General features: G+C 68.1%; 17 protein-coding genes. All 17 read left to right on the plus strand.

The window, feature by feature from the left end:
- Window positions 1-358: 358 nt before the first annotated feature.
- The 17 genes from OV427_RS50350 (at window position 359) to OV427_RS50430 (ending at window position 18925) form a co-directional block, all read left to right on the plus strand.
- Window positions 359-781 carry a hypothetical protein gene (locus tag OV427_RS50350; protein ID WP_267863696.1) on the plus strand — a complete coding sequence of 141 codons (423 nt, stop codon included), beginning with the start codon at window positions 359-361 and terminating at the stop codon, window positions 779-781.
- 396 nt (window positions 782-1177) lie between these two features.
- Window positions 1178-2044 carry an N-acetylmuramoyl-L-alanine amidase gene (locus OV427_RS50355; protein ID WP_267863697.1) on the plus strand — a complete coding sequence of 289 codons (867 nt, stop codon included), beginning with the start codon at window positions 1178-1180 and terminating at the stop codon, window positions 2042-2044.
- Window positions 2045-2166: 122 nt separating this feature from the next.
- The gene (locus tag OV427_RS50360; protein ID WP_267863698.1) at window positions 2167-2676 is read left to right on the plus strand and encodes a TlpA family protein disulfide reductase; all 510 of its coding nucleotides are present in this window, start codon (window positions 2167-2169) and stop codon (window positions 2674-2676) included.
- Window positions 2677-2710: 34 nt separating this feature from the next.
- Window positions 2711-3013, plus strand: coding sequence for a hypothetical protein (locus OV427_RS50365; RefSeq protein WP_267863699.1), 303 nt, complete (start codon window positions 2711-2713; stop codon window positions 3011-3013).
- A 161-nt stretch (window positions 3014-3174) separates the two neighbouring features.
- The gene (locus OV427_RS50370) at window positions 3175-3453 is read left to right on the plus strand and encodes a hypothetical protein (protein WP_267863700.1); all 279 of its coding nucleotides are present in this window, start codon (window positions 3175-3177) and stop codon (window positions 3451-3453) included.
- Window positions 3454-5025, plus strand: coding sequence for an efflux RND transporter periplasmic adaptor subunit (locus OV427_RS50375; RefSeq protein ID WP_267863701.1), 1572 nt, complete (start codon window positions 3454-3456; stop codon window positions 5023-5025).
- A gap of 7 nt (window positions 5026-5032) precedes the next feature.
- Complete coding sequence (locus tag OV427_RS50380) at window positions 5033-8182, plus strand: efflux RND transporter permease subunit (protein WP_267863702.1); 3150 nt, start codon at window positions 5033-5035, stop codon at window positions 8180-8182.
- Between the two features lie 70 nt (window positions 8183-8252).
- Window positions 8253-10379 carry a heavy metal translocating P-type ATPase gene (locus OV427_RS50385; RefSeq protein WP_267863703.1) on the plus strand — a complete coding sequence of 709 codons (2127 nt, stop codon included), beginning with the start codon at window positions 8253-8255 and terminating at the stop codon, window positions 10377-10379.
- A 9-nt stretch (window positions 10380-10388) separates the two neighbouring features.
- Window positions 10389-11231, plus strand: coding sequence for a helix-turn-helix transcriptional regulator (locus OV427_RS50390; protein ID WP_267863704.1), 843 nt, complete (start codon window positions 10389-10391; stop codon window positions 11229-11231).
- 47 nt (window positions 11232-11278) lie between these two features.
- Window positions 11279-12169: a sterol desaturase family protein gene (locus OV427_RS50395; protein WP_267863705.1), complete on the plus strand. Its 891-nt coding sequence runs from the start codon at window positions 11279-11281 to the stop codon at window positions 12167-12169.
- Window positions 12170-12212: 43 nt separating this feature from the next.
- Complete coding sequence (locus OV427_RS50400) at window positions 12213-12755, plus strand: RNA polymerase sigma factor (RefSeq protein ID WP_267863706.1); 543 nt, start codon at window positions 12213-12215, stop codon at window positions 12753-12755.
- Between the two features lie 189 nt (window positions 12756-12944).
- Window positions 12945-13622, plus strand: a complete 678-nt coding sequence (locus tag OV427_RS50405; RefSeq protein ID WP_267863707.1) for a hypothetical protein — start codon at window positions 12945-12947, stop codon at window positions 13620-13622.
- A 299-nt stretch (window positions 13623-13921) separates the two neighbouring features.
- Complete coding sequence (locus OV427_RS50410; protein WP_267863708.1) at window positions 13922-14857, plus strand: cation diffusion facilitator family transporter; 936 nt, start codon at window positions 13922-13924, stop codon at window positions 14855-14857.
- Window positions 14850-15500, plus strand: coding sequence for a cation transporter (locus tag OV427_RS50415; protein WP_267863709.1), 651 nt, complete (start codon window positions 14850-14852; stop codon window positions 15498-15500). Before OV427_RS50410 ends, OV427_RS50415 begins: the two co-directional genes overlap by 8 nt.
- A 238-nt stretch (window positions 15501-15738) precedes the next feature.
- A complete protein-coding gene (locus OV427_RS50420) occupies window positions 15739-16068 on the plus strand; it encodes a hypothetical protein (protein ID WP_267863710.1) in 330 nt (109 codons plus the stop codon).
- A gap of 464 nt (window positions 16069-16532) precedes the next feature.
- Window positions 16533-17672 carry a TolC family protein gene (locus tag OV427_RS50425; RefSeq protein WP_267863711.1) on the plus strand — a complete coding sequence of 380 codons (1140 nt, stop codon included), beginning with the start codon at window positions 16533-16535 and terminating at the stop codon, window positions 17670-17672.
- Complete coding sequence (locus tag OV427_RS50430; RefSeq protein ID WP_267863712.1) at window positions 17669-18925, plus strand: efflux RND transporter periplasmic adaptor subunit; 1257 nt, start codon at window positions 17669-17671, stop codon at window positions 18923-18925. The genes OV427_RS50425 and OV427_RS50430 overlap by 4 nt, the downstream gene beginning before the upstream one ends.
- Window positions 18926-18940: the final 15 nt, after the last annotated feature.

The raw sequence follows: 18940 nt of genomic DNA on the forward strand, positions 1-18940 counted from the left end.
AACCTGCACCAGTTTGAATGACATGGAACTTCGCAAATTGGCCCAGCTCGTGCTGTTTACACTCGCTCCGACTTTCGCCATCCTGTTGCCCACTCCTGCAGCGGCCCAGCAAGCGGGCGGAATATGCCCGGGCTGCCCTGGGATGGGCGTCGGCATGTGGGCCGGAATGGTCCTCGGAGTTCTACTGGTAGCCGCAGCTATCGCCGCGCTGGTCGCCCTGACCGTCTACCTGATCCGGCGCAGTCGGTCTTCTAGACCTCAGGAGGCATGACGGTGGACGCGTACGACGGGCATTCGATGCCGGCGCACTACGAGCCATGCCGATGAGGCGGGCGAGCGGCTCACTAAGGAGCAATGCATGTTCAACCGTAAGCTGGTCGCGGTCGTCGCCATAGGCGGCGCCTTCATCATTCCTCAGCTTGCCACGGCATCCGGTTTGGCGCAGGAGCCAAGGAGCATCCTGCAAGAGCACCACATAGCGTCCGTGAGGCCGTACAAGATTGAGGAGCATATTGGGAAACTCACTTCCCATCGTATTCAGGGCGCCGAAGTCTACGTGGAGGCCGAGCCCGGGCTCACAGCCGAATGGCTTCGCCTCAAGCTAGCGCGACACCTGGACGCGATGCGGAGCTCCGCTCCAATGCCGGACTGCCCCTTGGATGTGGCTGACGTACGCGTTGAGGTGGCCTCCGCCGGCGCAGGCTTCACAGTGAAGGTCATTGCGGCGGACTCTGCTCATGCTGACGAAGTTCTGCGCCGCGCGCGCCTGCTGCTTGAGTGAGCGTCGGAAGCCAATTCTGTCTGCGCGAGCCACGATGGGCCGCGAGGCTGAAAAGCGAGCAACGATTCGGAGTAGATAGCGAGAGAAGGCGCGGCTGCGGCGCAGCAGCACGTGCTGAAGGCGGAGGCGCCCGTCGGGAAGTGCCCAATCAACTCTGTCTTTCCGAAGCATCCGGCGAGCCTTCCTCGTTGCCGATGGTGGGAGTAGCCCAGTTTCGTGGCTCTCCCGCACTTTGTGTGCTCTCCCTCGGAGGAGTAGGCAGACGCAGCAGGCCACCATTCGAGCCGTTCCCCTGGCAAAGTGCGGAAGAGCCCCACAATTGGGGCAGGCATCCGCAACTTCCGATGGGGCGGTCGGATAATTTGCGAGGCTTTCCCAAATTCCGAGAGTGCCCCCATGACTGTCCGCCTCCCCCCCGTCTCCACCGCCACGACGTACCGTACCGCTCCGGCGGCGCTGACCCGTACCGCCGCGGCCAACACGGTGACGGCCCCTCCCGCTGGCCTGCGCAAGGGGGACGAGGGCCCCAAGGTGAAGCAGCTCCAGGACGCGCTGGTGAAGCTGGGCTACATGACGAGGGCCCAGGTCAACACCGGCTACGGCACCTTCGGCCCCAAGACGGAAGCGGCGGTGAAGAAGTTCCAGGCCGACAAGAAGCTGCCCACCACCGGCTATTACGGCGACTTGACGCACGCGGCGCTGAAGAAGGCGCTCTCCAGTGGCGGCAAGCCGCCCGTGGACGGCCCGACGAAGCCGCCGCCGACCCAGGGTGGCAAGTTCCCCAAGCCGCCCGTCGTCAGCGCGCCCTCGCCCAACTACAACGAGCGTGGCGGCAAGGACATCGACACCATCGTCCTGCACCACACCGCCTCCAACAACGGCGCGGGGGACCTGGCGTGGATGCGCAACCCGAAGAGCGAGGTGTCCGCGCACTACATGGTCGACCGCGACGGGAAAATCTACCAGCTCGTCAACGACCAGAAGCGCGCGTGGCACGCGGGCAAGGGAGAGCTGCACGGCGTGCCCAGCGACATCAACGGCCGCTCCATCGGCATCGAAATCGTCAACGACGGCAGCGGGAAGACGGCCTTCACCGAGGCCCAGTACAAGGCCCTCACCCAGCTCACCGGCTACCTGAAGCAGGAGTACAAGGTGCCGATGAAGAACATCGTCGGCCACGCGGACGTCGCGGTGCCCAAGGGCCGCAAGAACGACCCGGCGCCCAACTTCGACTGGAACCGGCTGCGCAAGGGCATCTCCTGACAGACACACCTCGAAGGTGTCCCTGTTGGGCGGCGGCCTGACGTTCGCGGCCTTGCACACGGGAGTGTCAGAAACCGGGGCGGTAGCTCATCCGCTGCGTTCCATGAGATACCGCCTGCCCGATGCGCCTCCATCGCTCCTGGCGCGCACTCGCACTCTGCCTGCTGGTGACGCTCTGCGGCTGCCGCACCGAGCCGCCGCCGAGCTACATCCGGGTCGAAGGTGCCGCCTCGGTGCTCGCTGACGTGCCGGTTTCGCCGGCCCTGCTCGTCGTGTTCTGGGCGTCGTGGTGCCCACCCTGCCGAGAGGAGACACCGCAGCTCCTCGAGCTTGCCCAGGCGCCCCCCGATGGCCTGCGCGTCGTGGTCTTCAGCCATGACGCGAGCCTGGAGGCGGTAGGGGCATTCTTCGGCGGGCCGCCAGCGCCGGCCCTGCACCTGCGCTTGGACCCCGGCGAGGCCATCGGCCAGGCGTTCGGAGTGGACCAGTTGCCAACGAGCATCCTCGTGGTGGACGGGCGCTTGGTTGCCCGCTTCCAGGGGCCTCGAGAGTGGAACTCCCGGGGGATGCGGCGCCTTCTGGAGAAGTTGATGCGAGAGCCTGTGCCCCGCGCACCGGCGCCTGCGCGTTGACTCGCCGCCGGCTCCCCAGTAAGCCTTCACGCCGATGCAGCTCCTCCTGCGCATCCTCGCGGTCCTCCTCGTCCTGACGACGGGCGGCGTCTTCCAGACGCTGGCCTTCGCGGCGGACGTGCACGCGGACTGCGAGGACGAGAAGGTGGGGGATTGCACGGACTGCTCCTCGGGCTGCGCCCTATGCCTCTGTTGCCCGCTGAGAGCTGCGCCCGTGCCGGCTGCCATCGTGAATGAGCCCGCGGCGCCCCCCGTGCTACCGCCCGTGTTCTTCCGCGTGGACGAACCACTCCTCTCCGGCGTGGGCGCCGACATCTTCCAGCCACCTAGAGTCTGACGCCTCCCTTCACGGGAGACGTGTGCCCTGCGCTGGCTCTCCTGGGCCTTTCCGCAGGCGCACGCACGTCCTCTTCGGCTCGAAGCCTCCATTCCACCTTCCCGTGCATCTCGCACGGGCATTCACCGCCGTGGGCAACTGCCCCGGCTGGAGCCGTCCCCATGCGTTCCCTGCGTACCCTGTCCGTCATCGCGTCCCTGCTGGTCGTCCCCGTCCTCCCAGCCATGGCCGAGGAGCCCAAGCCCGCCGAGAAGTCCCAGGCGGCCGAGGCCGAGAAGCCCAAGTGTGAGCACGGCGTGCAGAAGTCCCTGTGCACGCGCTGCAATCCGAAGCTGGCCGCCGTCTTCCAGGCTAAGGGCGACTGGTGCGGAGAGCACCAGCGGCCCGAGTCCCAGTGCGCCATCTGCCACCCGGAGCTCGCCAAGAAGGGAGTGAAGTAGATGGCCGCCTCCCGCATCGGACCGGTGGCGCTGGCAGCCCTACTCACCGTGGGCGCGGCCAGCTGCTCGAAGGAGTCCAAGCCCGCCATGGCGGAGAAACCTTCTGCGCCTCCGGCCGCTGCGGGAGGCCCTTCTGGGCCGTCCGGCCCCGCCCAGCCAATGCAGCTGTGCGAGCACCGGGTGCCCGCGGAGCTGTGCACCCGGTGCAACCCCGACCTCATCGACGTCTTCAAGGCGCAAGACGACTGGTGCGAAGAGCACGGAGTACCCGAGTCCCAATGTCTCAAGTGCAACCCCAAGCTCACCTTCACCAACCAACCCAGCGCGCCGGCGGACTGGTGCAAAGACCACCAGGTTCCGGAGTCCAAGTGCACCAAGTGCAATCCGTCTCTCGTCGCCAGGTTCATCGAAGCGGGTGACTTCTGCCGCGAGCATGGCTTTCCAGAGTCCGTCTGTCCGTTCTGCCATCCAGAGCTCGTGGAGGCGGCTGGGGGCACACCTCCGGCCGCGGCGGAGCTCACGACGAAGGTGCGCCTTGCCTCGGCTGAGACGACACGCGAGGTGGGCATTCAGACGCAGCGCGTGGAGAAGCAGCGCTTCTCCCGCACCCTGGAAGTCGTTGGCCAGCTCGACTTCAACCAGAACCGCCTCGCTCAACTGTCCGCGCGAGGTGACGCGCTCATCCTCGAGGTGAAGGTGGACGTTGGCGACGAGGTGAAGGCCGGCCAACCCCTGGTGGTGCTCGCCTCCGCCGCGGTTGGTGAGGGGCAGGCGCAACTGTCTTCCGCCAGGGCCCGTTTGAGCACCGCGCAGTCCGCGCTCGAGCGCGAGCGTACGCTCCTCCAGAAGGGAATCTCCTCGCAACAGAGCGTGGAAGCGGCGGAGCGGGAGGTGGCTGCGGCACAGGCCGAATACGACTCAGCGCGAGCAACTCTTGGCGCTGCTGGCGCGTCGGCCTCTGGGACAGGTGGCCTCTATACCCTGACAGCGCCATTCGCCGGCACCGTAGTGGCACGCGACGCCGTGGTGGGCCGCAGCGCCACGGAAGGCCAGGTGCTCATCCAGGTGGCGGAGCTCTCCACCCTCTGGGCGCAACTCGACGTACCCGAGGCTGACGCAGGCCTCGTGCGACAGAAGCAGAAGGTCACCCTCACATTCGAGGCGCTTCGGGGCAGCACGCGCGAGGCCACCATCACCCGTATCGCCAGTGCCGTGGACCCGGCCACCCGAACCGTGCGCGCGCGGGTGGAGCTGCCCAACCCTGGCCATTCCCTCAAGGCGGGCACCTTCCTGAGAGCCAGAATCGAGGTGGCGCCCGAGCACGACACCCTCCTCGTGCCACGCGATGCCATCCAGCGGGCCGAGGGCCGTTTCCTCGTCTTCGTGAAGAAGGAGGCCAACCTCTTCGAGCCCGTCACCGTGGAGCTCGGTGAGAGCACCGCCGACGCTGTCGAGGTGGTGAAGGGCCTCGCGCCGGGTGCCGAAGTCGTCACCACCGGGGCCTTCCTGCTCAAGACGGAAATCCTCAAGGACTCCATCGGCGCGGGCTGCTGCGAAGAAGGGGGCGAGTAGAGCGACCATGCTGACACAAACCATTGACTGGTCCCTCAAGCACCGCTGGGCCGTCCTGGCCGGTACCCTCGCCCTCATCATCTCGGGCGCCCTGGCCTTCCAAGGCCTCCCCATCGACGCCTTCCCGGACTCCACGCCTCCACAGGTGCAGGTCAATGCGGTGGCGCCAGCGCTCACGCCCGTGGAGGTCGAGCGCCAGCTCACCATTCCCGTCGAAAAGGCCCTGGGGGGGCTGCCCGGGCTCGCGGAGGTGCGCTCCGTTTCAAAGTTCGGCCTGTCCCAGGTGACACTTCAGTTCAAGGACGGCACGGACATCTGGTTCGCGCGCCAGGTCATCAACGAGCGGCTGGGTGACGTCGAGGTGCCGGCCGGAGTGGATCGGCCCACCCTGGGGCCGGTCGCGACGGGTCTGGGTGAGGTCTTCCACTACCTGGTGAAGAGCAAGTCGAAGAGCCTCGAAGAGCTCGGCGCACTGCATGACTGGGTCATCGCCCCGCAGCTCCAGAGTGTCCCCGGGGTGGCGGAGATCAACACGTGGGGTGGGGCCGAGCGGCAGTGGCACGTCATCGTCGACCCCCAGCGGCTCCAGCAGTTCGACCTGAGCCTTGGGGACCTGTACCGGGCGCTGGAGGCGAACAATGCCAACGTGGGCGGCGGCGTCATGGAGCAGGGGGGGGCGGCCAGCCTCGTGCTCGGAGTCGGCGTGCTCGAGAATGGCAAGCAGATAGAGGACGTCGTCATCGCGGCCCGGAAGGGCGTGCCCGTGCGTGTGCGCGACGTGGCCCGCGTGGAAGTGGGGCGTGAAATCCGCCGGGGTGCCACCACCGCCGACGGGGAGGGGGAGGTACTCCTCGGCCTTGGCTTCATGCTCATTGGCGAGAACTCCCACACCGTGACGGCGGCGCTGGCCAAGCGCCTGGAGGAGGTCTCCAGGACCCTGCCGAAGGACGTGGTGGTGGAGCCCGTCTATGCGCGCACCGAACTGGTCGACCTGGTCCTTCACACCGTGGAAAAAAGCCTCTTCGAGGGCGCGCTTCTCGTCATTGCCGTGCTCTTCCTGTTCCTCGGCAACGTGCGAGCAGGGCTCATCGTGGCGGCGGCTATCCCCCTCTCCATGCTGTTCGCCTTCAACGCGATGCTGCGCTTTGGCATCGCCGGCACCCTGATGTCCCTGGGGGCCATCGACTTCGGCCTCGTCGTCGACTCTTCCGTCATCCTGGTGGAGAACGCCGAGCGGAGGCTCGAGGAGGAGAGGGGTGGCCGCAGCATCCTCGAGGTGGTGCGTGACGCTGCGGTCGAGGTGCGCAAGCCGACCCTCTTCGGCGAGCTCATCATCATGGTGGTGTACCTGCCCATCCTCGCCCTGGAAGGCGTGGAGGGGAAGATGTTCCGCCCCATGGCGCTCACCGTCATCTTCGCCCTGCTGGGCAGCGCGCTACTCTCCATGACGCTGATGCCCGTGCTGGCCTCCTTTGCCCTGAGGAAGGGCGGGGGTAAAGGCCATGCGGAGCCGCGCCTCGTCCGCTTCCTCAAGCGGCGCTATCAGCCCGTCCTGGAGTGGGCGCTCGGCCACACCCGGCTCGTCCTGACCGCCGCCGTGTTGCTGGTATTGGGCGCGGGACTTGCGGCCACCCGGCTGGGTAGCGAGTTCGTCCCCCGGCTGTCGGAGGGGACCATCGTCATCAACACGGTGCGCCTGGCGGAAGTGTCCCTTGGGGAATCCGTGCGGTACGGCAGCCAGATTGAGAAGGTGATTCTCAAGAGATTTCCGGACGAGGTGCGGCGAGTGTGGACGCGCACCGGCTCTCCCGAAGTCGCCACGGAAACGATGGGCATCGAGCTGGCGGACGTCTTCATCACCCTGAAACCCCGCGAGGAGTGGACGCGCGCTTCCACGCAGGAGGAGCTCGCCAATGAGATGAAGGCGGAGCTGGCGGACATGCCCGGCATGCGCATGGCCTTCCTCCAGCCCATCGAGATGCGCGTCAACGAGATGGTGGCGGGTGTCCGCAGCGACGTCGGCATCAAGCTCTTCGGGGATGACCTGGACGTGCTCAAGGCGAAGGCGCGTGAAATCGAAGGCGTCGTGCGAGCGATTTCCGGCGCGGCCGACGTCACCGTGGAGCAGGTGACAGGGCAGCCCGTGCTGGAGATGACGGTGGACCGGGCGGCGATTGCCCGGCACGGCATTCCCGCGCGGGATGTTCTGGACGTGGTGGAGGCATTGGGCACGCGCAAGGCGGGAGAGGTCCGCGAGGGGGAGCGCCGCTTCGACCTCGCCGTGCGCCTTCACGAGGCGTACCGGAATTCGCCCGCGAAGCTCGCCACCGTGCTCGTCGCCGCCCCTGGCGGGGAGCGAGTCCCCTTCGGGCGCCTTGCCACCATGCGGGAGGTTTCTGGCCCCACCACCATCCAGCGAGAATGGGGCAAGCGTCGCATCGTCGTGCAGGCCAACGTGAGAGGCCGAGACCTGGGTGGCTTCGTCGACGAGGTGCGCCGCACCCTCGACGAGAAGGTGGAGCTGCCTCCGGGCTACTACATGCGCTACGGCGGGCAGTTCGAGAACCTCGAGAGGGCGCAAGGCAGGCTGCTCATCGTGGTCCCCATCGCCCTCGCGCTCATCTTCTGCCTGCTCTACCTCACCTACCGGCGGGTGTTGGACGCCTTGCGCATCTTCGCGGGCGTCCCCTTCGCGCTGGTGGGGGGCGTGCTCGCGCTCTTCTTGCGGGGGCTGCCCTTCTCCATCTCGGCCGCCGTGGGCTTCATCGCCCTATCGGGCGTCTCGGTGCTCGGGGACATGGTGCTGGTCTCCCGGGTGCGCCAGCTGCTCAACCGGGGCATGGCGCTCTCGGATGCCATTCGCGAGGCAGCCCTCTCGCGCCTTCGGCCCGTGTTGATGACGTCCTCGGTGGCCGCTATCGGATTTCTTCCTATGGCCCTCAACACGGGCGTGGGAGCGGAAGTCCAACGGCCGCTCGCGACTGTCGTCATCGGCGGCATCGTCTCCTCCACCGTCCTGACACTTGTCGTCCTGCCCGTCCTGTACGCCGTATTCGGAGCGGGCAGGGGCGCGGTGCAGCCCGGGGGCCTTCACACCATGCCCGGCAATGACGCGTCCGACGTGGAGGGGGATGAGGCAAAGCACGCCGCCGTGTAGGGCGGGCGCTGCGCTGTCCAGATGACCAAACCCGACACGTGCCACCAGAAGCCAAGCAGGAGGTGCGCAGATGAGCGGCAAGCAGTTGGAGCTGTACGTCGAGAACCTCGATTGCGAGAACGACGCGGCGAAGCTGAAGCGGGGCCTTGCCGGCACGCCCGGCGTGGTGGACGTCACCGTCTACGCCAAGGCCGCCAAGGTAGTCCTCACCCTGGAGGAGGGAAGGACTTCCGCGGACGCCGTGCAGGAGCGGTTGGAGGGCCTGGGTTTCCCAGCCAGACGTCAGCGCGGGAAGACGGGCCCGGTCCGCCCCTGGAAGAATCCCAAGGTGCTCACCTCGCTGGCCTCGGGCGTGCTGCTGCTGGCCGGATGGTTGGGAGCACGCGCCGGGGCGCCGCCGGCGGTGACCTGGGGCATCTTCCTCGCCTCGCTCGCTTCGGGTGCCTGGTACTTCGGCCGGGAAGCACTGGAGGAACTCCTCCACGAGCACCAGGTGGGCATCGAGCTGCTCATGCTGGTGGCCGCCGTGGTCGCCACCCTCCTGGGCGAGCCCATGGAGGGCGCCATGCTGGCCTTCCTCTACTCCATCTCCGAGGCCATGGAGGGCTACACCGAGGAGAAGACGCGCAGTGCCATCGAAGCGCTCATGGACCTCGCCCCCAAGGTGGCCCTGGTGCGCCGGGACGGCAGGGACGTGGAAGTGCCCGTGGAAGAGCTGCGGGTGGGCGACACCTTCCTCGTGCGCCCAGGCGAGGCGGTGGCGACGGACGGCGTGGTGCTGGCAGGCGCCTCCAGCGTCAACCAGGCCCCCGTCACGGGCGAGAGCATTCCGGTGGACAAGGACGAGGGCGCCACGGTCTTCGCCGGCAGCATCAATGGCGAGGGCTCGCTGGAGGTGAAGGCCACGACCACCTACGCCAACAACACCATCTCCCGCATCATCCACATGGTGGAGGAGGCGCAGGAGAAGAAGGGCCAGAGCCAGCGCTTCATCGAGCGCTTCGGCCGGCGCTACAGCCCCCTCGTCCTGCTGGCCGGTGTCCTCTTCGCGGTGGTTCCACCCCTCCTCTTTGGAGGCGCATGGGCGACGTGGCTGGCGCGCGCCATTGTCTTCGTCGTGGCGGCGGCTCCCTGTGCCCTCGTCATTTCGATTCCCATCACCCTGGTGGCCACTCTCGGCACGGCTGCCAGGAAGGGCGTGCTCATCAAGGGGGGCACCTTCGTCGAGCTACTCGCCACGGTGGACGTGGTGGCCCTGGACAAGACCGGAACGCTCACGCGCGGACAGCCCGACGTCACCGACGTCCGCCTGTTTCCCACCTGGGCCACGGAGGCGGGTAACTCGGAGGCGCGGCTGCTGTCAGCGGCAGCGGGAGTGGAGCGCCACAGTCAGCACCCGTTGGCCCTGGCCATCGTCCGGCGTGCGGAACAGGAAGGCGTGCGCGTGGGAGAAGTGCAGGGCTTCCGGTCGCTCACCGGCGCCGGAGCCACCGGGAGCTACCAGGGCGTCCCCTTGTACGTCGGCAGCCCCGCGCTCTTCGAGGAGAAGCTGGGCCTTCGTCTCGACGCGCTCCGGGAGGAGGTGGCGTGCCTCCAGGCCGAGGGCAAGACGGTGGTGGTGGTGGGCGATGAGAGGACACCCTGGGGGCTGCTGGCCATCCGCGACAGCCTCCGCCCCAATGCCCGCGCCGCCATTGCAGCCCTCCACGCAGCGGGCGTGAAGAAGGTGGTGATGCTCACCGGAGACAACGAGCGCACCGCCCAGGCCCTGGCACGCGAGGTGGGCATTGACGAGGTGCACGCGGGTCTGAAGCCCGAGGACAAGGCGGCCAGGGTGCGTGAGCTCACGCGCACGCACGGACACGTGGCGATGGTGGGTGATGGCGTCAACGACGCACCCGCACTCGCGGAAGCCACGGTCGGCGTGGCCATGGGTGCAGCGGGTACGGACGTCGCCCTGGAGACGGCGGACGTGGCCCTCATGGCCGATAACCTGGAGCGACTCGCGTATGCCCTGACGCTCGCCCGGCGCAACCACGCCGTGGTGCGCCAGAACCTGGTCCTCTCCGCGCTCGTCATCAGTGTGCTGGTGGTGGGGGCACTCGCTGGGACTTTCACGCTGCCCATCGCGGTCCTCGCTCACGAGGTCAGCGAATTCATCGTCATCGGCAGCGGGCTGCGCATGCTGCGAGCCTGAGGGCCCGACATGCCAGCAACCGGAATGGACAGCCCGCCCGGCACCTCGATGAAGCGCGGCAACATGCCACCGGAAGGCTGGCAGGGACGTATGTTCCTGGAGAGCGGCCAACTCGTCTACGCGGGTCCGGCCGGCAGCACCGCGTTGCATGCCCATCACGCCTTCCAGCTGCTGGTGGCATTGAAGGACACCGCGGAGATTCAGGGGGCGGACGGCGTTCAGGTGCGGACCCACGTGGCCGTCATCCCTCCGGATGCATCGCATGCCTTCGTGACCCCCGTGCCCGCCGTCGTCCTGCTCTACATAGACCCCGACGGCCTGGCGGGACGACTCCTCCGCAGGAAGGGGGGAAGTGCCCGCGACGCCGCGCAGTGGGTGGTGGCGGGGCAGCCCCTGCTCGCCGCCGCTCCAGACTCGCTTCCCAGGACGTGGGAAGAAGCCCGCCGGGTAGCCACCGCGCTGCTGTCCACGCTCGTGGGGCCCTCGCAGCGCCCACAGGTGCTGCACCCGGCCGTCCTGCGTGCGGTCCGCTACCTCAACGACTCCCTGGAGCGGGACGTGCGCCTGGGAGCAGTGGCTTCACACGCGGGCATCTCCCCCAGCCGGCTGTCACACCTGTTCGCCTCGCAACTCGGCATCCCCTTGCGCCCCTACGTGCTCTGGCTCCGCCTGCAGCGCGCGGCTGCCGCCCTGCGCGAGGGGCTGACGCTGACCGAGGCCGCCCATCGGGCGGGCTTCGCCGACGGAGCCCACCTCACGCGCGTCTTCCGGAGAATGTTCGGCATCCGGCCCACCGAAGTCATGGGCTGGGCGGAGTGGGTGGTCCCCGAACCGCTCGGAGCGTCGAGATAGCTAGTTCGTTCAAGCGAGAGCAGGCCCCGCGGAGGCACCCTTCTTCCATGGACACTTCGCTTGCACAGACGCCGGATGCGGCCCGGCGCCCCCCCCTCTTCCTGCTGTACCTGCCCTACCCCCTCGTCTTCTTCGGGGGCGTGGCGGTGCTCGTCGCCGCGGTGGCTCGCGGCATTCCGTACTGGCGCGTAGGACCGCCGGTGCTCGTGGCCGCCGCGCTCGTCGTCGTGGCGCTGGAACTCTGGTTACCGCACGCGAGGGCGTGGCAGAGGGACTCCGGGGATACCGTGACGGACGTGCTGCACTTCACTGGCAACATCCTGGTCAACCAGGGTTCGGTGCTCGTCTACGGCCCCGTCCTCACGTTGCTGCACGGGAGCAGCGGCCTGTGGCCGCACCTCTGGCCATTCTGGCTCCAGGCCCTGCTGGGCACCGCCGTCCTTGATTTGGGCCTGTACGTCATCCACCGCACCAGTCACCGGGTGGGGTGGATGTGGCGTCTGCATGCCATCCACCACAGCTCCCGGCGTGTCTACTGGCTCAATGGTCAGCGTCGGCACCTCGTCCACGAGCTGCTGGAGGGAGCTCCCGGCCTGCTGGCACTGGGGCTGCTCGGCGCCCCGCCCAGCGTGGTGGCATGCGCCTTGGCCACCGTCACCCTGCACCTGATGTTCCAGCATGGAAACTTCGCCTACCGGGCTGGCGTGCTTCGATACGTCTTCGCCGTGGCAGAGCTCCACCGCTGGCACCATCAACGTCGGTGGGCCGACGTCCAGGGCAACTACGGTGCCATCCTGTCCCTGTGGGACTACCTGTTCGGGACTGCCCTCCCGAAGAAGGGGGAGGCCCCGCTCGATGTGGGGATGGATGATGAACCCACGCTGCCGCAGGACTACGTCGGACAGCTGGCCTGGCCGTTTCGCCGGGACAGGAAGTAGGCCCGCAGTCTCTGTGCGGACACCTGGGGTACAAGGAGTCTCCATGCGCCCGGAAGTCCTGGAAGCCCTCATCCACAACCGGCAACGCTTTCTGGCGTTCCTGGTGCCCCGTGTCGGAGGTGCCGAGGCGGCGGAAGAGGTGCTTCAGGCCGCGCTCCTCAAGGGAATGGAGAGCGGGAGCACCTTGCGCCAGGAGGAGAGCGCGGTGGCCTGGTTCTATCGGGTGCTGCGCAACGCACTCATCGACCGCCACCGGCACGAGGAGCGCGAGGAGCGCGCACTTCGCGGGCTGGCCGGGGAGAGCGCCCTGTCCACCGAGGACGCCGTCGAGTTGGAAAGGACTGTCTGCGCCTGCGTGTCCGCCCTCTCCACCACCTTGAAGCCGGAGTACGCGGAGGCCCTGCGCAAGGTGGACCTGGAGGGGCAGAGCCTCGCCGCACTCGCCGAAGCGGCAGGCATCACCCATGCCAATGCCAAGGTCCGCCTCCATCGGGCACGCCAGGCGTTGGGCCGCCGGCTGGAGCAATCATGCGGCCCTTCCTGTTGCCGTCGAGGCTGCGTGGACTGTCCCTGTGAGCCCACCTGAGGAAAGTGCCTCGCACCCCACGCGGTGCCGGGCCAACCCGTGCCCATGTCCATGATGGAACTCCCCGCAGATGGCCGCGCCGCGGCCGCCCTCATCGCACTCTCTGCGCTCGCTGTTTGCGGCGCCATGCTGCACGAGGCCTGGCGAGGCACGACAGCACGTCGGGCGCGCGTCACCGCAAGCCTCCTGGTGCTCCTCGTGCTCATCCTCGCTGTCCTGCCAGCTGTCGCAACGTTGGTGCCTGGAGCGCCGCTCGCCGGCGGCGAAGTCACCGGGAAGGGACAGCACATCGCCGTCCCTCCCGCCGCAGAAGGGGGCGTCCTCCTCGTGGTGAGAGGGAGTCTCGCCAAGGAGGGAGCGCGGGGGGTCCTGTTCTCCATCGCGGGAATGGAGGAGGTGGCAGTTGGAACGCTGGAGCGGACGCGTGCGCACGTGCGGACGCGGCGCGTGCGCACCCATGTCTTTAGAGAGCGGCTGGGCTTCCACCAGCGTGGCGTCCTCCCACAGGGCAGCAGGGAACTGAGGGTGGAGCGCCTTGAAGGAGACCTCGAAGGACCGTTGCGCGTGGAGCTCTACCGAAGCAACTGGCCCTTCCCTCTTCTCGCATGCGCCGCAGGCCTCAGCCTGCTCGCCGCAGCGGTGCTTCAGGCCCGCCTCCGGTTGCGGCGGTATGCGCTGTGGGCTGGCACCGCCCTCGGAATGGGCCTCTTCACAGCCGGTTGGGGTGAGCCCCACGCGGACATCATGTTCGCGGCGGCCAGCCTCTTCATGGGATTCACGCTGGGCGCTCCGCTGGGGTGGCTGGCGGCCCTCGCGCTGCAGGCCCGCTCCTCTCCTACGGCCCGGGGTAAAAGACGCCGTAGCTGAAGGTCAGATGGCCCATGAGCTGGAGCTCACGCGGTCCAGGTACGCCGCGAACCTTGAGAGAGCAAGGAGCGCCTGGACACTGCCCGACAGGTTCTCGGCCTGCCTCTGAGGCAGGCGTACGGCCCCCTGTCCGCATGAGAGCTGCGGCTTCAGTGGTCGCGCGGCAGCTCGAATAGACCACGCTGTAACCTCGAATGTGTCGGCGCGTCAGCCGTTTCAGACGGTGGGCCGCTTCTCTTCAAGCGCCGGAAAAGGCCCGCCCCGTCGCGACCATCTTCGCTCTGGAGGCACCGACGCGTATGTCAGGTACCCACAATCACTCAGCGCCGTCACCGGGCCGGGCATTCGCGCTGGGCGTTTCGCTCAACCTGGCCTTCGTGGCCATCGAGGCCACCTTTGGGGTTGTTTCCGGCTCGCTGGCACTGTTGGCGGATGCCGGGCACAACCTGAGCGACGTCCTCGGGCTGGTGCTCGCCTGGGGAGCGAGCATCCTGGCCCGGCGGAAGCCGACGGAGCGGCACACCTATGGCCTGCGCAGCTCGTCCATCCTGGCCGCTTTTCTCAATGCCCTCCTGCTGCTCGTCGCGGTGGGCGGCATCGGCTGGGAGGCGGTGCGGCGGCTGGGACAGCCCGCCCCTGTCTCCAGTGTCACCATCATGGCCGTGGCCAGCGTGGGCATCCTCATCAACACCGTCACGGCCCTGCTCTTCTGGAAGGACCGAAAGAAGGACCTCAACATCCGGGGGGCCTTCCTCCACATGGCCGCGGACGCGGGCGTCTCACTCGGCGTCGTCCTGGCCGGTGCCCTCATCCATTTCACCGGGTGGGAATGGCTGGACCCCGTGGTGACGCTTGCAATCGCGGTCCTCATCTTCGTGGGGACGTGGGGCCTGCTCAAGGACTCGGTCAACCTCGCGCTGCATGCCGTGCCGGAGAACATCGACATGGCTTCGGTGCGGGAGAAACTCGGCCAGGCGCCCGGTGTCTCCGAGGTGCATGACTTGCACGTCTGGGCCATGAGCACGACGGAGGCGGCGCTGACGGCCCATCTCGTCGTCCGCGGAATGCAGCCGGATGACGCGTTCCTTGACCGGCTGAAGCGGCAGCTCCACGACGAGTTTGGCATCGAGCACGTCACACTCCAGGTGGAAGCAGGGGCGCTCTCCGGCTGCTGTCAGCTCGCTCCCCAGAGGGAGCCCCGCCCGGCGCATGCAGGAGAGGGACGCCATGTCTGAAGCTTTCGTCCTGTCCGGTGACCGCGTGCCGCTCCTCAGGCGGGCCACGGCCCTGACACTCCTCACCGTCAGTTGGAACCTCGTCGAGGGCGCTAGCGCGGTGGCGGCCGCCCTCGCCGCCGGCAGCGTGGCGTTGCTTGGTTTCGGCGTGGACAGCTTCGTGGAGAGCACGTCGGCGGGTGTCATGCTGTGGCGGCTGTCCGCGGAGCGGAACACCCGCCGCACGCCAGCGGAGTTGCAGAAGCTCGACAGGCGCGCGCACCAACTCATCGGACTGACGCTCATCCTGCTCGCCGCGTACGTCACCTGGGACGCAAGCACGGCGCTGCTCACGGGTGAGCGTGCGCAGCCGAGCATCGTCGGCCTGGTGCTGACCAGCGTCTCCTTGGCGGTGATGATGTGGCTTGCCCGCGCGAAGAAGCGCACCGCGGCGGCGCTCGGCAGCAGAGCCATGGAGGCGGACGCCTTCCAGACATCCGCCTGCTGGTGGTTGTCGCTCATCACCCTGGTGGGCATCGGCCTCAACGCCGCATGGGGCTGGTGGTGGGCGGACCCCATTGCCGCGCTGGGAATGACGCTCTTCATCGCGAAGGAAGGCTGGGAAGCCTGGAAGGGCGAGGACACGTGCGCGACATGCTCGTGAGCTGGAAGATGAACGGCCAGCGCTCCGAGTGCTTCTTCACGTTGGAGCGAAGAGCCACACCCGGCCAGATGAGGGAGGGCTTTCGTCTCGCTGCGGCATGCGCTTTCCAACACCCACCGACCCAGATGGCGCGGCCCTGGTTGGCTGGAAGGGGACTGTCGTTCCTGTCATGGAAACGTCCTGACAATGGGCGCCCCTGGGTTGCAGCCTCACGGTGTGTGCGCTAAGGAAACCCCTGGTGCTCCGACTTCTCCTCGTCATCGTGCTGGTCCATGGCCTCGTGCCTTCCCTCGGGGAGGGAGTCGAGCTGGCCGTGCACTACGCGACGTCAGGTCATCTGGCTCACTTTGAGCCAGGGGAGAAGGACCTGGACGTGGGGAACCAGGAGCACGGCTGCGGCCCGGTGGCACACCACTGTCGCTGCTGCGCCAGCCAGCCGGTGCTTCCTACCAGCGTGGCGGAAGTCGCACCCTCGCCGCCCGTCGCCAACGGGCCCATTTTCGGGCCTGAGCAGCGAGTTGCCGTGGGTACCTACCGGCGGCTGCTGCGTCCGCCGATAGCAGTCTAGGCCGCGCGCATACACGCCGTGCGTTCCCGGTGGGACTGCCTGCTTGGGCGGGCGACCCACCCGTGGGCTGCATGACGCCGTGAAGTTGGTTCAGGCGTACCCGACATCTCTGGCACTCAACTGGCGCACACCAGGAAGTTGCCTGTCCATGGGCTTCTCGGTTCGTACGCGGGGGCGTCCGGAGAGCACGACGAAGCCGGGTTCGCCGCGCGCGCAGGCGTCTTCCCTCCACTGAAGCGGCCACTCCTCCCACCGGGCACGACGTCCGGCTGGAGGGCGGCCCTGGCCCGTTCCCGCTGTTCTTCGCGGAAGCCGCACCCGGTCCAGCCGGGGCTGCTTCCATGACGCATGCCTCTATGTTTCCAAGCCGGATTCGTCCCCTTCGACTGCTATCCCTTTCCTGCCTGGTGTGGCTCCTGCCTGAGCCCGCCCTGGCCCAACGCAAACTGACATCCGAAGGCGCGGTGGCACTCGCGCTGGAGCACAGCCCGCGCCTTCTTCCAGCGCGTGCGGAAGCCGCCGCCGCGCGGGCGCGTCTGGAGGGGGCCTCTCTCCTCTTCCAGCAGAACCCGGAGGTGTCGGCCGCCGTCGGGCCCCGGCAGCGGCCGGGAAACACCAGCGTGGACGTCGGGCTGGGGGTAAGCCAGCGGCTCGAAGTCTTCGGCCAGCGTGGCGCCCGCAAGGACGCCGCGAGAGCGGAGCTGAGCAGCAGCGAGGCACGCCTGGAGGCGCTGAAGGTCGACCTTGCGGCCGAGGCACGCGAGGCTTTCGCCCAGGCCGTAGCGGCGGAACAGGAAGTCCGGCTGGCCGAGGAGGGGCGTACCCTGGCTGACCAGGCGTTCCGGGCCGCCCAGGAGCGCCAAGCAGCGGGCGCCGCTTCTCGCATCGAGGCCAACACCGCACGCGTGGAGCAGGGCCGCGCTGCCCGAGAGAGCGCGCTGGCCCTCCAGCGGCGCTCGGTGGCCTACGCACAACTGCGCCTGTTGTTGGGCCTGGAGTCCTCCGAAGCGTTGGCGCTAGAGGGCGGAGTCATGGCTCCGCCGTCCGCACAGGCGCCGCCCTTGGAAACGCTCCTCGAGAGGGCGCTCGCGCACAGAGCAGAGGTGAAGGCGGCGCGGGCGGAGGTCGACGCCGCCCGGGCGGAAGGCAAGCTCGCCGCGCGCGAGGCCCTGCCCAGCCCCCGCCTCGGGGCGAGCTACAGCCGCGAGGAGGATGCCAACATCATCCAGGGCACCCTTTCTCTCGAGCTGCCCGTTTTCAATCGCAACCCGGCGGCCCGGGGCGTGAGCGCCGCGCGCCTGACGCAGGCGGAGGGCACGCTTCGGGCCGTCGAGCAGCTGGTGCGCTCCGAGGTGACGCTCGCGCTGGAGCGCTACCAGGGCGCGAGCGCCGCCGCAGCCGTCTACAGCGAGGACGTCCTCGCCGCGCTCCAGGAGAACCTGGAGCTGGTCAACGAAGCGTACCGCGCCGGCAAGGTGGACTTCTTGGAGCTGCTGGTCATCCGGCGGGAGTCCCTGGACGCACGGCGGGGCTACATCGACGCGCTGCGGGAGTTGGCCACCGCGGACGCACAACTGAAGCGGGCAGTCGGGAGCCTTCCATGACTCGTTACATGCTGCTGTGCTTGACGCTCTCCTCCCTGCTGCTCGGCTGCTCACGCAAGGAGGAAACGCCGCCCGGAGGCGCCGAACCCAAGGCAGGCGCGGGCGAAACAAAGGCAGCGGAGGGTGACGCTGCCCCTGGGGAGGGCGAAGGCCATGGGGAGGGGCACGAGGAAATCATCACCCTCCCACCCGAGGCGCTGAAGAATGCCCAGCTGCAGCGGGCCCACGCGCAGCTCAAGCCGCTTTCCAGGGGGCTTACCGCCGCCGCGCGCATCTCGTTCACCCAGAAGGGCGTCGCCCAGGTGGCGGCGCGCGTCCCCGGACGGATTGCCAGCATTGAAGTCAACCTGGGGCAGAAGGTGAAGAAGGGCGACGTGCTCGGGTACCTGGAGAGTCCGGAGCTGGGCCAGGCGCGCGCCGACTACCTCTCGGCGGCAACGAAGTCACGCGTGGCCGAGGAGAACTTCCGCCGGGAGAAGGAGTTGCTGGGAAAAGGCATCTCCTCGGAGAGGGAAGCGCGCCAGGCGGAGGCGGAATTCTCCACGGCGCAGGCGGACATGAATGCGGCGGAGGGGCGACTGCATGCGCTCGGGCTCAATGACGCGGAGATTCGCGCGCTCAAGGCCGACGAGCACTACAGCTCGCGATTCCCGGCTCGCAGCCCACTGGACGGCACAGTCGTGCAGATTGGCGGCACCGTGGGGGCCAGCGTGGACGCGTCCACGCCCCTCTACACCGTCGCGGACCTGCGGGAGCTCTGGGTGGTGCTGGACGTCTTCGAGTCCCAGCTGCGCAGCGTACGGGTCGGCCAGCCGGTGGCCCTCACCGTCTCAGCTCTCGGCGACAGGCGCTTCGAGGGCCGCGTCGAATACATCGGCGATGTCGTCGATGAGAAGACGCGCTCGGTGCCGGTGCGGGTGGCCGTCCCCAACGCCGACGGAGCCCTCAAGGCGGGCATGTTCGCCCAGGCGGAAGTCCTCACCACGGAGGGGACAGCATCCGATGCCGGGACTCCCGAGCCCACGCGCCTCGTCATCCCGCGCGAGGCCGTGCAGAAGGTGGGCGAGGAGCAGTTCGTCTTCGTCCCGGTGAAGGAGAACCAGTTCAAGCCCGTGAAGGTGCGGGCCGGCGCGAGCTCCGCCCGGGAGGTGGAGGTGCTCTCCGGCATCGAGGCGGGCACCGAGGTCGTCACGCAGGGCGCGTTCATTCTCAAGTCCGAGCTCTCCAAGGAGAGCATGGGCGAGCACGACTGAGGGCGGCGGGCCACC

It is taken from the genome of Pyxidicoccus sp. MSG2, from assembly GCF_026626705.1.
GTDB lineage: Bacteria > Myxococcota > Myxococcia > Myxococcales > Myxococcaceae > Myxococcus.

Bases quoted from the DNA above. Each gene is read 5' to 3' on its own strand.
- OV427_RS50365 (WP_267863699.1), top strand. From the start codon at position 2,711: ATGCAGCTCCTCCTGCGCATCCTCGCGGTCCTCCTCGTCCTGACGACG.
- OV427_RS50375 (WP_267863701.1), top strand. From the start codon at position 3,454: ATGGCCGCCTCCCGCATCGGACCGGTGGCGCTGGCAGCCCTACTCACC.
- OV427_RS50430 (WP_267863712.1), top strand. From the start codon at position 17,669: ATGACTCGTTACATGCTGCTGTGCTTGACGCTCTCCTCCCTGCTGCTC.
- OV427_RS50355 (WP_267863697.1), top strand. From the start codon at position 1,178: ATGACTGTCCGCCTCCCCCCCGTCTCCACCGCCACGACGTACCGTACC.
- OV427_RS50395 (WP_267863705.1), top strand. From the start codon at position 11,279: ATGGACACTTCGCTTGCACAGACGCCGGATGCGGCCCGGCGCCCCCCC.
- OV427_RS50410 (WP_267863708.1), top strand. From the start codon at position 13,922: ATGTCAGGTACCCACAATCACTCAGCGCCGTCACCGGGCCGGGCATTC.
- OV427_RS50390 (WP_267863704.1), top strand. From the start codon at position 10,389: ATGCCAGCAACCGGAATGGACAGCCCGCCCGGCACCTCGATGAAGCGC.
- OV427_RS50350 (WP_267863696.1), top strand. From the start codon at position 359: ATGTTCAACCGTAAGCTGGTCGCGGTCGTCGCCATAGGCGGCGCCTTC.
- OV427_RS50370 (WP_267863700.1), top strand. From the start codon at position 3,175: ATGCGTTCCCTGCGTACCCTGTCCGTCATCGCGTCCCTGCTGGTCGTC.
- OV427_RS50385 (WP_267863703.1), top strand. From the start codon at position 8,253: ATGAGCGGCAAGCAGTTGGAGCTGTACGTCGAGAACCTCGATTGCGAG.
- OV427_RS50400 (WP_267863706.1), top strand. From the start codon at position 12,213: ATGCGCCCGGAAGTCCTGGAAGCCCTCATCCACAACCGGCAACGCTTT.
- OV427_RS50415 (WP_267863709.1), top strand. From the start codon at position 14,850: ATGTCTGAAGCTTTCGTCCTGTCCGGTGACCGCGTGCCGCTCCTCAGG.
- OV427_RS50360 (WP_267863698.1), top strand. From the start codon at position 2,167: ATGCGCCTCCATCGCTCCTGGCGCGCACTCGCACTCTGCCTGCTGGTG.
- OV427_RS50380 (WP_267863702.1), top strand. From the start codon at position 5,033: ATGCTGACACAAACCATTGACTGGTCCCTCAAGCACCGCTGGGCCGTC.